This is a genomic window from Silvania hatchlandensis (assembly GCF_025564065.1).
Taxonomy (GTDB): Bacteria; Pseudomonadota; Gammaproteobacteria; order Enterobacterales; family Enterobacteriaceae; genus Enterobacter; species Enterobacter hatchlandensis.
This window is the reverse complement of record NZ_JAMGZK010000049.1, coordinates 149,446-162,136: the sequence shown is the minus strand read 5'-3', so window position 1 is coordinate 162,136 and position 12,691 is coordinate 149,446. Positions and strand designations below refer to the sequence as shown.

Genomic DNA, 12,691 nt, shown 5'->3' with positions numbered 1-12,691 from the left:
CTCTGTGCCAGACGCGAAAAATCATGAGTATAACGGCAACCTGCCGATAAGGAGATAGCGATGATTCAGTGGCAAGACCTGCACCACAGCGAACTGACTGTTCCCGAACTGTACGCCTTACTCAAGCTGCGCTGCGAAGTCTTTGTGGTTGAGCAGGCCTGCCCCTATCAGGATATCGACGGCGACGATCTGCTCGGCGAGAACCGGCACATCCTCGGCTGGAAAGATAACCAGCTGGTGGCGTATGCGAGGATTCTGAAAAGCGATGATGATTTTTCACCGGTGGTGATTGGCCGGGTGATTATCAGCAGCCAGGCGCGGGGTGAAAAGCTGGGCTACGCGCTGATGGAGCAGACCCTGATATCTTGCCAAAAACAGTGGCCGGACAAAGCGTTATACCTCGGCGCGCAGGCGCATTTGCAGCCGTTTTATGCCCGCTTTGGCTTTGCGCCGGTCACTGAAATCTACGACGAAGATGGCATCCCGCATATCGGAATGGCGAAAGAAGCATAGCGGACAGCGCAAGCGAAATCGGCAGGCATTGTCTATAGTTAGCGGACTGATGCAACCACATGGAGAAAACTATGTCCTTCCAATCCTCGGAAACGCACGTTGATGATGATCTGACGCTGTTAAGTGAAACGCTGGAAGAAGTCCTCCGTTCTTCAGGCGATCCGGCCGATCAAAAGTACATTGAGCTGAAGGCGCGTGCTGAACAGGCGCTGCACGACGTGAAGACGCGCGTGAGTCAGGCGTCGGACACTTACTACTATCGGGCCAAAAAAGCGGTCTACCGCGCGGATGACTATGTCCGTGAAAAACCCTGGCAGGGCATAGGGGTTGGTGCTGCCGCGGGTCTGGTTCTGGGTATTCTGCTCGCCCGCCGTTAATCTGCACACCACCTTTCCCTGCCAAAACGTGGGTACTGCATTTTCAGGCCAGTACCCCGTATAATGTGAGGTTTTAGCGGGGAGAGGTTCACGTGCATTCGATTTCCATCGCGCTGGAAGGCCTTGCCGGACAGCTGGCAGCCGCGTTTCCCGACGCACCAGGCCTGCATCATCTTGATGTCTCTTTCGCGCTTAACGATGCGTTCGATCCTCTCGCTTGGCTGAATGCCCAGGTCAGTTACCCTCAATTCTACTGGCAGCAGCGTAACGGCGATGAAGAGTACGCCGCGCTGGGGGCAGTTAACCGCTTTACGTCTTTATCCGCTGCCCGTCAGTTCTTACTGCACTTCCCCGCCTATCCCGATACCCGCGTCGTCGGTGTGAATGCGTTCGACCCCCGACAGGGCGATCTGTTTTTACCGCGCCTGCTGTGGCAGCGCTGCGGCGGTCTTGCCACGCTGCGTCTGCAGCTCTGGAGCGACACCTCGCTTAACGACGACGCGCAGCGTGCGCGCGATTTTCTGCAGACGCTGCGTGACCTCACGGCGATTGCGCCGCTCAGCCAGCAGGTGATGAGTGAAACGCATCGGCCCGACAAAACCGGCTGGATGAATCTCATTACCCGGGCGACAGAGGCGATTGCGCAGGGTGAGTTCGATAAAGTGGTGCTGGCCCGGGTCACGGATCTGCAGTTTGACGGTGGGGTGAATCCGGCCGCACTGATGGCAGCCAGCCGTCAGGTTAATTTTCAGTGCTACCACTTTTTGATGTGCAGCGATGCCGACAACGCGTTTCTGGGGTCATCCCCGGAACGGCTGTGGCGGCGTCGGGGTTCGCTCCTGCGCACCGAAGCGCTTGCCGGCACGGTCGCCAGCCACCACGACGACGCGCACGCCGCCCGGCTGGGCCACTGGCTAATGAACGACGACAAGAACCAGCGTGAAAACATGCTGGTGGTAGAAGATATTTGCCAGCGCCTGCAGCGCGACAGCGGCGTACTGGACGTGCTCCCGCCGCAAATTGTGCGCTTGCGTAAGGTCCAGCATTTACGCCGCTGTATCTGGACGGCGCTGCAACAGCCCGACGATGCACAGTGTCTGCTTCTGCTGCAGCCCACGGCGGCAGTGGCCGGTTTGCCGCGCCGTGCCGCCTGGGATTTTATCGCCCGCAATGAACCGTTCGACCGGGAGGGATATGCCGGTTCGTCAGGCTATCTTTCGCTGGCGCAGAGTGAGTTCTGCGTGGCGCTGCGCTCGGCCCGGGTGCAAAAAACCAGCGTGCGCCTGTACGCCGGGGCAGGGATCGTCAGCGGTTCCGACCCCGAGCAGGAGTGGCAGGAGATCGAAAATAAAGCCGCCGGACTGCGCACTCTCCTCCTAAAGGATTAATACTGAGTCGTCCTTTCCCGATTCATATCAAAATTACATCTTTTTCTATTATTTATACTTAGTCGCAATATTGATACCGGACAATTCCATGTCAGTGAGTTCTTTTAACCGACGCTGGGCGGCGGTGATCCTTGAAGCCCTGACCCGCCATGGCGTCAGGCATATTTGCATCGCACCGGGTTCGCGTTCTACGCCGCTGACCCTGGCCGCCGCTGAAAATCGCGCCTTTATTCATCACACCCATTTTGATGAACGCGGTCTAGGCCACCTGGCGCTCGGGCTGGCAAAAGCCAGCAATGCGCCGGTGGCGGTGATCGTGACCTCGGGCACCGCGGTGGCGAATCTCTATCCGGCACTGATTGAGGCCGGACTGACTGGCGAAAAGCTGGTGCTGCTGACTGCGGATCGCCCACCGGAGCTGATCGACTGTGGCGCCAACCAGGCCATTCGTCAGCCGGGTATCTTTGCCTCGCACCCTTCCGACACGCTGTCTCTGCCGCGGCCCACCCGCGATATTCCCGCACGCTGGCTGGTGTCGACGGTGGATAACGCCCTCTCAGCTCTGCGCGCGGGCGCACTGCACATCAACTGTCCGTTTGCCGAACCGCTGTATGGCGAAATGGATGATGCCGATCTTGACTGGCAGCAGGCGCTGGGCGACTGGTGGCGAAGCGATAAACCCTGGCTGAAGACCCCGGTAGAGCTCTCAAGCCCGAAACAGCGCGACTGGTTTTTCTGGCGGCAGAAGCGCGGCGTGGTGGTGGCTGGCAGAATGAGCGCTGCCGAAGGCAAACTGGCGGCAGAGTGGGCGCAAACCCTGGGCTGGCCGCTGATTGGCGATGTGCTCTCCCAGACCGGACAGCCGCTGCCGTGCGCCGACCTGTGGCTCGGTAATGCGAAAGCAACAACTGAACTGCAGGAAGCGCAGATTGTGATTCAGCTTGGCGCCAGCCTGACCGGTAAACGGCTCCTGCAGTGGCAGGCCAGCTGCACCCCGGAAGAGTACTGGCTGGTGGATACCCAGGAAGGACGGTTGGATCCGGCGCATCATCGTGGCCGTCGGCTGATTTCGAACGTGGCGAACTGGCTGGAGCAGCATCCCGCGGAGAAACGCGCCCCGTGGGCCACTGCGATCCCCGGGCTTTCTCATCAGGCGTGGCAACTTACGGCAGAGCGCAGTGAAGCCTTCGGTGAAGCACAGCTGGCGCATCATATTCGTCGCTATCTGCCCGAGCAGGGACAGCTGTTTGTCGGTAATAGCCTGGTAGTGCGTCTGATTGATGCTTTATCCCGGCTCCCGGCGGGTTATCCGGTCTTTAGCAACCGGGGAGCCAGCGGAATTGATGGCCTGATCTCAACTGCAGCCGGGGTCCAGCGCGCCAATGCCCGCCCGACGCTGGCCATCGTTGGCGATCTGTCGGCCTTGTACGACCTGAACGCGCTGGCGCTGCTGCGACAGACCTCTGCGCCGTTTGTGCTGATGGTTGTCAACAATAACGGCGGGCAGATTTTCTCTCTGTTGCCGACGCCGCAGAGCGAGCGCGAGCGCTTTTATCTGATGCCGCAAAACGTGCAGTTTGAACATGCGGCGGCGATGTTCAGCCTGCGCTATCAGCGCCCGGAAAGCTGGGCGGAGCTGGAGACCGCGCTGAACGCGGCGTGGAGCAAACCAAGAACTACGCTTATTGAAGTTGTTGTTAATGACAGCGACGGGGCGCAGATGCTGCAAAACTTGCTGGCGCAGGTCAGCCACCTATGATCCTCGCCGGTGAGCCGCAGGCAGGCAGTGCGGAACAACCCTGGCTGGTGTTCCTGCACGGTTTTTCCGGCGATCGCCGCGAATGGCAGCAGGTCGGCGAGGGCTTTGACGCCTGGCCCCGGCTGTATCTGGATCTGCCAGGCCACGGCGATTCTGCGCACATCGCCGTGAATGATTTCCCCGCAGTCAGCGCGCTGCTGAATACCACCCTTGTTAGTTACAACATACTTAAGTACTGGCTGGTGGGGTACTCCCTCGGCGGCCGCATTGCCCTGTATCACGCCTGCCAGCGTCCGAACGGGCTGCAGGGGCTGATCGTCGAAGGGGCACATCCGGGGCTGGGCGACGAGCAACAACGTGCAAGCCGTCGAGCCTCTGACACCCGCTGGGCGGCCCGCTTCAGACACGAGCCTCTGGAGGCGGTGTTTGCCGACTGGTATCAGCAGCCCGTATTCGCTCACCTAACGGATGAACAACGCCAGCTGTTGATCGCGCTGCGTAGCCGCAACAATGGCGCAACTCTGGCCGCCATGCTGCAGGCCACCTCGCTGGCGGCACAACCCGATTTACGGCCTGCGCTCGCTGCGTGCGCGGCCCCGTTTTACTTTATTTATGGTGAGCGTGACGACAAGTTCAGGCGTATCGCGAGTGAACTTGCCGCCATTTGCCATGAAATTCCGTATGCCGGACATAACGCCCATCGGGAAAACCCCCGTGTGGTGGCCGAGCGTATGACTCAGATACTCCGTCTTCCCATTAAGGACACTCTATGATCTACCCTGATGAAAACATGCTGTACGCCCCGGTGGAATGGCAGGACTGCTCCGAAGGTTATTCCGACATTCGTTATCATAAATCGACAGACGGGATCGCCAAAATCACCATCAACCGCCCGCAGGTACGCAATGCATTTCGCCCGATCACCGTTAAAGAGATGATCCAGGCGCTGGCGGATGCGCGCTACGACGACAACATCGGCGTCATCGTGCTGACCGGGGAAGGTGAACTGGCCTTCTGCGCCGGTGGAGATCAGAAGGTTCGCGGTGACTACGGCGGCTATCAGGATGATTCCGGGGTGCATCACCTCAACGTGCTCGACTTCCAGCGTCAAATCCGTACCTGCCCGAAACCGGTCGTAGCGATGGTCGCGGGCTACTCTATCGGCGGCGGCCACGTGCTGCACATGATGTGTGACCTGACGATTGCAGCAGAAAACGCCATCTTCGGCCAGACCGGTCCGAAAGTCGGCTCCTTCGACGGCGGCTGGGGCGCATCCTACATGGCGCGTATCGTCGGGCAGAAAAAAGCGCGTGAAATCTGGTTCCTGTGCCGTCAGTACAATGCTCAGGAAGCGCTGGACATGGGCCTGGTTAACACCGTCGTACCGGTTGCCGAACTCGAAAAAGAGACCGTGCGCTGGTGCCGTGAAATGCTGCAGAACAGCCCGATGGCGCTGCGCTGCCTGAAAGCGGCACTGAATGCCGACTGCGACGGTCAGGCCGGTTTGCAGGAGTTGGCGGGTAACGCCACCATGCTGTTCTACATGACCGAAGAGGGTCAGGAAGGACGCAACGCTTTCAATGAGAAGCGTCAGCCGGACTTCAGCAAATACAAACGGAATCCGTAATGCGCCGCGCGCAGGTTTACCGCTGGCAGATACCGATGGACGCGGGGGTAGTCCTGCGCGACAGGCGGTTAAAAACCCGGGACGGACTGTTTGTTCATCTGCAAATCGCCGACCGGGAAGGATGGGGCGAAATCGCCCCTTTGCCGGGCTTTAGCCGCGAATCGCTGGAAGACGCCGAAGCTGCACTGCGGGCGTGGAGCCTTGCCTGGCGCGACGGCGGTGAGCCGCTGCTGTCGGGCCTGCCGTCGGTGGATTTTGGTATCAGCTGTGCGCTGGCGGAAATGAACGGAACCTTGCCGGACGCGGCGGACTATCGCGCTGCGCCGCTCTGCACCGGCGATCCAGACGAACTGTTTGCCGTACTCGCCGCCATGCCGGGCGAGAAGGTGGCAAAAATCAAGGTTGGCCTGTATGAAGCGGTCCGCGACGGCATGGTGGCGAACCTGCTGCTGGAAGCCATCCCGGATCTGTACCTGCGCCTCGATGCCAATCGCGCCTGGACGCCGCTGAAAGCGCAGCAGTTTGCGAAATACGTCAACCCGGCCTACCGGGATCGGATTGCCTTTCTCGAGGAGCCATGCAAAACCCGCGCGGACTCGCTGGCATTCGCTCGTGAGACCGGGATTGCCATTGCCTGGGATGAAAGCCTGCGCGAAGACGACTTCCGGTTTATCGCGGAGCCGGGGGTGCGTGCTGTGGTGATCAAACCCACGCTGACCGGCAGTATCGCAAAGGTGCGTGAGCAGGTGAACGCCGCACAGGCGCAAGGGCTGACGGTGGTGATCAGCTCGTCGATTGAGTCGAGCCTCGGCCTGACCCAGCTGGCGCGGATCGCGGCCTGGCTCACGCCAGACACGGTTCCCGGGCTGGATACGCTGAACCTGATGCAGGCGCAGTTGATGCGATGCTGGCCGGGCAATACGCTGCCGCAGCTTAGCCATGAGGCGCTGGAGCCGCTGCTATGATCTTTACCGACTGGCCATGGCGACACTGGCGGGCGCAGCATGCCGACAAACCGGCGCTGCGGCTGAACGGGGAGCGTCTGAGCTGGAACCAGCTCTGCCAGCGTATTGACACGCTGGTGAGCGGTTTTGTGCAGCAGGGCGTGCGTGAAGGTGATGGGGTGATGCTACAGGCGCACAATCATCCCGATACGCTGCTGGCGTGGCTGGCGCTGTTGCAGTGCGGGGCGCGCATCCTGCCGGTGAATCCGCAGCTGCCCGGTCCGTTGCTCGAAACCCTCCTGCCGTCCTTAACGCTGCGTTTTGCGCTGGTGCTCAACGGCGAGGGCGGTTATCCCGATCTGTTGCCGCTGAGGATGGTGAATCAGCATGGCAGTGCCGGGGTGGTCTGGCAGCCGGCGCGGCTGGCGACCATGACGTTGACCTCGGGCTCGACCGGACTGCCGAAAGCGGCGGTTCATACTTGTGCGGCACACGTTGCCAGCGCTGACGGCGTCCTGACGCTTCTCCCCTACAGGGCTGATGACGACTGGCTGCTCTCTCTGCCGCTGTTCCACGTTTCCGGGCAGGGCATTCTCTGGCGCTGGCTGGTGGCCGGTGCCAGACTGACCGTTTGCGAAAAACAGCCTCTGGAACAGATGCTGCAGGGCTGTACCCATGCTTCGCTAGTCCCCACCCAGCTCTGGCGTCTGCTCAATTCCGGGGGGGACGTGGCGTTAAAAGCGGTCCTGTTAGGTGGCGCGGCGATCCCAGTCGACCTGACGCGTCGGGCGTCGAGCCGCGGCATTCGCAGCTGGTGCGGGTATGGCCTGACGGAATTTGCCTCGACGGTGTGTGCCAAAGAGGCGGATGGTAAAGCTGATGTTGGCTATGCATTGTCCGGTCGCGACGTGCAACTGGTCGAGGGCGAAGTGTGGATCAAGGCCGCCAGTATGGCCAGCGGCTACTGGCGTGACGGTAAGCTCTCGCCAATCGACAATGCGCAGGGCTGGTTTGCCACCCGCGATCGCGGTGAGATGACGGACGGACGTCTGACGATCCTCGGGCGGATGGACAATCTCTTTTTCAGCGGCGGGGAAGGGATCCAGCCGGAAGAGGTCGAGCGCGTGATCGGCACCCACCCGCAGGTCAGTCAGGTGTTTGTGGTGCCTCTCGACGATGCCGAATTTGGTCAACGACCGGTGGCGGTCGTTGAGTGCGAAAGTGGGGCAGACATTGCCCAGTTGCCTCACTGGATAAGCGACAAGCTGGCGCGTTTTCAGCAGCCAGTACACTGGCTGGTGCTACCTGGCGAGCTGAAAAATGGCGGCATTAAAATTTCCCGCCATGCCCTGCAGCAGTGGGTTCATCAGTCGTTGAAGGGCTGAATTGCGAGCGGGCTCGGGGAATGACAAGGGGGTCGCGGTGACCCCTTTGTCACGTTCACGTGCGGTGAAGTTACTCTATTCTGCTGAACATAAAGTGAACGGAGCAATCCTCAATGCTTAACTGACCAGCATTAGAGCCTTAGCTCCCGTTGTCGTTTTTACTTCGCTTCTGACAGGCGCATCAGCGCTTCCTGAACACCCGCGCCGTACTCTGGATGGACTTCGCTGAACAGGGCAATCTGGCGTGCCTGAATAAACGCGGGCACATCTTTCATATCCCCGGCGATACGTTCGAACATACGCTGATGCTCTTCAGGGCTCAGCAGTTCAAACAGCTTGCGCGGCTGGCTGAAATAGTCGTTGTCTTCACGATGATTCCAGTGGTCGGCAGCGCCTTCCAGCGACAGCGGCGGTTCGCTAAAGTCAGGCTGCTGCTGGAACACGCCAAAGCTGTTAGGTTCATAGGTTGCACCGTTACCGCTGTTGCCGTCCACGCGCATCGCGCCGTCACGATGGTAGTTATGGAACGGACAGCGCGGGGCGTTGACCGGGATTTGCTGGTGATTGACGCCCAGGCGATAGCGGTGGGCATCGCCGTAGGAGAACAAGCGCCCCTGAAGCATGCGATCCGGCGAGAAACCAATCCCCGGCACCACGTTGGCGGGTGACATCGCCACCTGCTCCACTTCCGCAAAGTAGTTATCCGGATTACGGTTCAGCTCCAGAACACCGACTTCAATCAGCGGATAGTCGCCGTGTGACCAGACTTTTGTCAGATCGAACGGATTGTAAGGCACCTTCGCGGCGTCGGTTTCCGGCATAATCTGCACGTAAAATGTCCAGCGTGGGAAATCGCCTTTTTCAATAGAAGTAAACAGATCGCGCTGGGAGCTTTCACGGTCTTCCGCCACCAGGCGTTTAGCTTCATCATCCTGCAGGTTATCAATACCCTGATGCGATTTCAGATGGAATTTGACCCAGAAGCGTTCGTTATTATGGTTGATAAAACTAAACGCATGGCTACCAAAGCCGTGCATATTGCGATACGAGCGCGGCAGTCCGCGGTCGCTGAAGTCAATTGTCAGCTGGTGCAGCGTTTCGGGCTGCAGTGAGAAGAAATCCCATTTAAAGGTTGGATTGCGCAGGTTGGTACGCGGATCGCGTTTAACAACGTGGTTAAGATCCGGGAACTTCAGCGGATCGCGCAGATAGAAGATTGGCGTATTGTTACCGACCAGATCCCAGTTGCCTTCTTCGGTATAAAACTTGATGGCGAAGCCGCGGATATCACGCTCAGCATCGGCTGCCCCGCGCTCACCGGCGACGGTGGAAAAACGGACGAAAAGATCGGTTTTTTTACCCACAGCAGAAAACAGCTTTGCCCGGGTAAAGGCGGTGATGTCCTGAGAGACGGTGAATGTGCCGTACGCGCCAGAGCCTTTGGCATGCATGCGACGTTCCGGGATCACTTCTCTGTCGAAATGTGCCAGTTTTTCAAGGAACCAGACGTCCTGTAAAAGCATCGGTCCGCGTGGGCCTGCAGTAGCAACATTGTTATTGTCGACGACCGGTGCGCCAGACAGCGTGGTTAAACCGTTTTTACTCATTGTTATCTCCCTGATAGTGCGTGTTTAAGCGATGAATTTCCTTTTTGGGCGCGAATTAATCTAAGTAAATTAGTTACGGACGTTATTGATCCGGCGCAGTTTTTGCCTCGCAAAGCTGTGTCCCCCGATTTAACATTGTTAAAACCTGTGAGTATCAACTCGTTACAATCTAAATATTTATTGCTTCACATCAGCATTGATCGCTGGCGAACTCACGTTAAAATCACGCGGTTTGGGACTTTCGATAAATAATTGTGTGGGATCACGACAATGAAAAAAGTGGCATTACTGGGCCTGGGCGGCCTAATGTTTGTTTCTGCAGCGGCGAACGCGATTTCTATCAGCGGTCAGGCCGGTGAGGACTACACCAACCTCGGTTTCGGTTTTGGTACTGAAACGTCGGGCTTAGCGCTGAGCGGTAACTGGACCAACAACGATGATGAAGGTGACATCGCAAGCCTGGGTCTGGGCCTGAATATACCTCTCGGTCCGTTCCTGGCGACCGTCGGCGGGAAAGGCATCTACACCAATCCGAAAGCTGGCGATGAAGGCTATGCCGCAGCGGTAGGCGGCGGCCTGCAGTGGAAAATTGGCGACAGCTTCGCTCTGTTTGGCGAGTACTACTACTCTCCGGACTCACTCTCCAGCGGTATCGACAGCTACGAAGAAGCGAATGCCGGTGCGCGCTGGACCATCATGCGCCCCATCACCCTCGAAGCAGGCTATCGCTATCTGAACCTGTCGGGTAAAGACGGCGACCGCGACAGCGCGATTGCCGATGGCCCGTACGTTGGCGTGAGCGCCGGTTTCTGATCCTCTGGCGCGGTTTTCTGCCGCGCCTGTTTCTCTCTTCCTCCGGCATCCGATTGCGTTATAGTGTTTTCACCACATAAGCGGGAGAACACAATGATAAACGTGGAGATGCTGTCCACCGGCGATGAAGTACTGCACGGGCAAATTACCGATACCAATGCAGCCTGGCTGGCAGATATTTTCTTTGAGCAAGGATTACCTTTAACGCGACGCAACACCGTCGGCGACTCGCTGGAGTCGTTGGTTGATATTCTGCGTGAGCGCAGCCAGCATGCGGATGTGCTGATCGTCAATGGTGGCCTCGGTCCAACCAGCGATGACTTGAGCGCACTGGCCGCCGCGACCGCCAAAGGTGAAGAACTGGTGCTGCATACCGAGTGGCTCGCCCATATGGAACGTTTCTTCAGTGAGCGCGGCAGGGTGATGGCCCCCAGCAACCGCAAACAGGCGGAAATTCCGGCCAGCGCGGAGCTGGTGGATAACCCCGTCGGCACCGCGTGCGGCTTTGCCGTCCAGCTTAATCGCTGCCTGATGTTCTTTACCCCAGGCGTCCCGTCCGAATTTAAAGTGATGGTAGAAAAAGAGATCCTGCCGCGTCTGCGTCAGCGTTTTACCTTACCGGAACCGCCGATCTGTTTACGTCTTACCACCTTTGGCCGCTCAGAGAGCGACCTGGCGCAGAGCCTCGATCATCTGGCATTACCGCCAGGCGTCACCATGGGCTATCGCTCCTCCATGCCGATTATCGAACTGAAATTGACCGGCCCGGCGACCGAAAAAGCCGCGATGCTGGCTCTGTGGCCTGAGGTGCAGCGCGTAGCGGGTGAAAGCCTGATCTTTGAAGGCACCGAAGGGCTTCCGGCACTCATTGCCCGTGACCTGCAGGCTCGTCAGTTAAGCCTGACCCTGAGCGAGCAATTTACCGGTGGCCTGCTGGCGTTGCAGCTCTCGCGGGTCAGTGCTCCGCTGCTGGCAAGTGAGGTGGTGCCTTCCCAGGAGGAGACCCTTGCGCAAACCGCTCACTGGGTTTCCGAGCGGCGCGTGAAACATTTTGCCGGGCTGGCTTTGGCGGTGTCGGGCGTGGAAGAGGATCATCTTAACTTTGCCCTTGCCACCCCGGAAGGCACCCATGCCCTGCGGGTGAAAATGAGCATCACGCGACACAGTATGGCGGTGCGTCAGGAGGTCTGTGCGATGATGGCGCTGAACATGCTGCGTCGCTGGCTGAACGGCAAGCCGGTGGCCAGCGAACATGGCTGGATCAACGTCGTCGAGACGCTGTTCATGCCGTGATTGTCGTGCGCCGGGCACCCCGCCCGGCGCGTTGTTGTCCAACTGGTTGTACTCGTTCTGTTTTTTTCTGCGCTGTCCGTCACATTTTTATCCCGCTGTTTGTCCAACTGGTTGGAACACGCCGGCGATTTGAAGTCGCTCACAAATAAACCCGCCCTCAGCCGCAACACTGATTCCAGTATTCAGGACTGGAGTCCAGCATGTTGGAATCAACTAAAGTACCGGCGCTTACCCGCGCTATCGATATTCTCGACACCATCGCCCGCCTGGGGCCCTGCAGCGCCGCGACCCTTATTGACGAGCTGGGGATCCCGAAAAGCACCGCCTACCTGCTGCTGGGCGAGCTGAGAAGACAGCGTTTTCTCAGCCTCGACAGCCAGGATAACTACTGCCTGTGGACCCGGCTGGTAGAGCTGGCAGGCCACGCGGTAAGCCGGATGGATCTGCGTGAGATGGCGCGCCCGAGCCTGACGCAACTGATGGACGAGAGCGGCATGCTGTGCCATCTCGGCATTATTGATCACGGTAGCGCCTATTACATCCTCAAAATCGAGTCGCCCGCCACCATCAGCGTGCGCTCGCACGAAGGGAAAAGCCTGTCGCTCTCCCGCTCGGGTATTGGCAAATGCCTGCTTGCCTGGCAACCCTACAGGGTGCAGGAGGCCATCATCGGCAGCCTGGACTGGGAGCGGGTTACGCCCACTACTATCACCAGCGCACAGCAGATGCGTGACGAACTGACGCGTATTCGCGCCAGAGGCTGGAGCTTTGACAACGGCGAAGACTATCCCGACGTGCGCTGCGTGGCGGCACCGGTCTTTAACGCCAGTAACGATCTCACCGCCGCCATCTCGGTGGTGGGCACCCGGCTGCAGATCAACGAGGACAACCGCGACTACCTTGCCGGTAAAGCGATTTCCTGTGCGAAAGACATTTCCCGTTTACTGGGCTGGAAAAGCCCCTTCGAGCAACACGTCTCATAATA

The 12,691-nt window shown here is 58.9% G+C and carries 12 protein-coding genes; 11 read left to right on the top strand and 1 reads right to left on the bottom strand.

Annotated elements, in window-relative coordinates; genetic code table 11:
- Positions 1 to 60 precede the first annotated feature (60 nt).
- The 8 genes from M8014_RS12835 (at position 61) to menE (ending at position 7,993) form a co-directional block, all read left to right on the top strand.
- Positions 61 to 513 (top strand): GNAT family N-acetyltransferase, encoded by a 453-nt coding sequence (locus M8014_RS12835; RefSeq protein ID WP_271282826.1) that lies wholly within the window; start codon positions 61 to 63, stop codon positions 511 to 513.
- Between the two features lie 71 nt (positions 514 to 584).
- Positions 585 to 890 (top strand): stress response protein ElaB, encoded by a 306-nt coding sequence (gene elaB / locus M8014_RS12830; protein WP_142486542.1) that lies wholly within the window; start codon positions 585 to 587, stop codon positions 888 to 890.
- A gap of 92 nt (positions 891 to 982) precedes the next feature.
- Positions 983 to 2,278 (top strand): isochorismate synthase MenF, encoded by a 1,296-nt coding sequence (gene menF / locus M8014_RS12825; protein ID WP_271282825.1) that lies wholly within the window; start codon positions 983 to 985, stop codon positions 2,276 to 2,278.
- An 88-nt stretch (positions 2,279 to 2,366) separates the two neighbouring features.
- A complete protein-coding gene (gene menD, locus M8014_RS12820) occupies positions 2,367 to 4,037 on the top strand; it encodes a 2-succinyl-5-enolpyruvyl-6-hydroxy-3-cyclohexene-1-carboxylic-acid synthase (RefSeq protein WP_271282824.1) in 1,671 nt (556 codons plus the stop codon).
- Positions 4,034 to 4,810, top strand: a complete 777-nt coding sequence (menH, locus tag M8014_RS12815) for a 2-succinyl-6-hydroxy-2,4-cyclohexadiene-1-carboxylate synthase (protein WP_271282823.1) — start codon at positions 4,034 to 4,036, stop codon at positions 4,808 to 4,810. Before menD ends, menH begins: the two co-directional genes overlap by 4 nt.
- Positions 4,807 to 5,664, top strand: coding sequence for a 1,4-dihydroxy-2-naphthoyl-CoA synthase (menB, locus tag M8014_RS12810; RefSeq protein WP_271282822.1), 858 nt, complete (start codon positions 4,807 to 4,809; stop codon positions 5,662 to 5,664). Before menH ends, menB begins: the two co-directional genes overlap by 4 nt.
- Complete coding sequence (gene menC / locus M8014_RS12805) at positions 5,664 to 6,629, top strand: o-succinylbenzoate synthase (protein WP_271282821.1); 966 nt, start codon at positions 5,664 to 5,666, stop codon at positions 6,627 to 6,629. The genes menB and menC overlap by 1 nt, the downstream gene beginning before the upstream one ends.
- On the top strand, positions 6,626 to 7,993 hold the full coding sequence (menE, locus tag M8014_RS12800) for an o-succinylbenzoate--CoA ligase (protein ID WP_271282820.1): 1,368 nt from the start codon (positions 6,626 to 6,628) through the stop codon (positions 7,991 to 7,993). The genes menC and menE overlap by 4 nt, the downstream gene beginning before the upstream one ends.
- 158 nt (positions 7,994 to 8,151) lie before the next feature.
- Here the strand turns inward: menE and M8014_RS12795 are convergent, their stop codons facing one another.
- A complete protein-coding gene (locus M8014_RS12795) occupies positions 8,152 to 9,600 on the bottom strand; it encodes a catalase (protein ID WP_271282819.1) in 1,449 nt (482 codons plus the stop codon).
- Between the two features lie 270 nt (positions 9,601 to 9,870).
- On the opposite strand from M8014_RS12795, the gene M8014_RS12790 reads away from it, so the two are divergent.
- From M8014_RS12790 to M8014_RS12780, 3 genes are all read left to right on the top strand, one after another.
- The gene (locus M8014_RS12790) at positions 9,871 to 10,413 is read left to right on the top strand and encodes a YfaZ family outer membrane protein (protein WP_271282818.1); all 543 of its coding nucleotides are present in this window, start codon (positions 9,871 to 9,873) and stop codon (positions 10,411 to 10,413) included.
- A gap of 93 nt (positions 10,414 to 10,506) precedes the next feature.
- Complete coding sequence (locus M8014_RS12785; RefSeq protein WP_271282817.1) at positions 10,507 to 11,706, top strand: nicotinamide mononucleotide deamidase-related protein YfaY; 1,200 nt, start codon at positions 10,507 to 10,509, stop codon at positions 11,704 to 11,706.
- Between the two features lie 200 nt (positions 11,707 to 11,906).
- Complete coding sequence (locus M8014_RS12780; protein WP_271282816.1) at positions 11,907 to 12,689, top strand: IclR family transcriptional regulator; 783 nt, start codon at positions 11,907 to 11,909, stop codon at positions 12,687 to 12,689.
- Positions 12,690 to 12,691: the final 2 nt, after the last annotated feature.

Bases quoted from the DNA above. Each gene is read 5' to 3' on its own strand.
- M8014_RS12835 (WP_271282826.1), top strand. From the start codon at position 61: ATGATTCAGTGGCAAGACCTGCACCACAGCGAACTGACTGTTCCCGAA.
- elaB (WP_142486542.1), top strand. From the start codon at position 585: ATGTCCTTCCAATCCTCGGAAACGCACGTTGATGATGATCTGACGCTG.
- menD (WP_271282824.1), top strand. From the start codon at position 2,367: ATGTCAGTGAGTTCTTTTAACCGACGCTGGGCGGCGGTGATCCTTGAA.
- M8014_RS12785 (WP_271282817.1), top strand. From the start codon at position 10,507: ATGATAAACGTGGAGATGCTGTCCACCGGCGATGAAGTACTGCACGGG.
- menH (WP_271282823.1), top strand. From the start codon at position 4,034: ATGATCCTCGCCGGTGAGCCGCAGGCAGGCAGTGCGGAACAACCCTGG.
- M8014_RS12795 (WP_271282819.1), bottom strand. From the start codon at position 9,600: ATGAGTAAAAACGGTTTAACCACGCTGTCTGGCGCACCGGTCGTCGAC.
- M8014_RS12790 (WP_271282818.1), top strand. From the start codon at position 9,871: ATGAAAAAAGTGGCATTACTGGGCCTGGGCGGCCTAATGTTTGTTTCT.
- menE (WP_271282820.1), top strand. From the start codon at position 6,626: ATGATCTTTACCGACTGGCCATGGCGACACTGGCGGGCGCAGCATGCC.
- menB (WP_271282822.1), top strand. From the start codon at position 4,807: ATGATCTACCCTGATGAAAACATGCTGTACGCCCCGGTGGAATGGCAG.
- M8014_RS12780 (WP_271282816.1), top strand. From the start codon at position 11,907: ATGTTGGAATCAACTAAAGTACCGGCGCTTACCCGCGCTATCGATATT.
- menC (WP_271282821.1), top strand. From the start codon at position 5,664: ATGCGCCGCGCGCAGGTTTACCGCTGGCAGATACCGATGGACGCGGGG.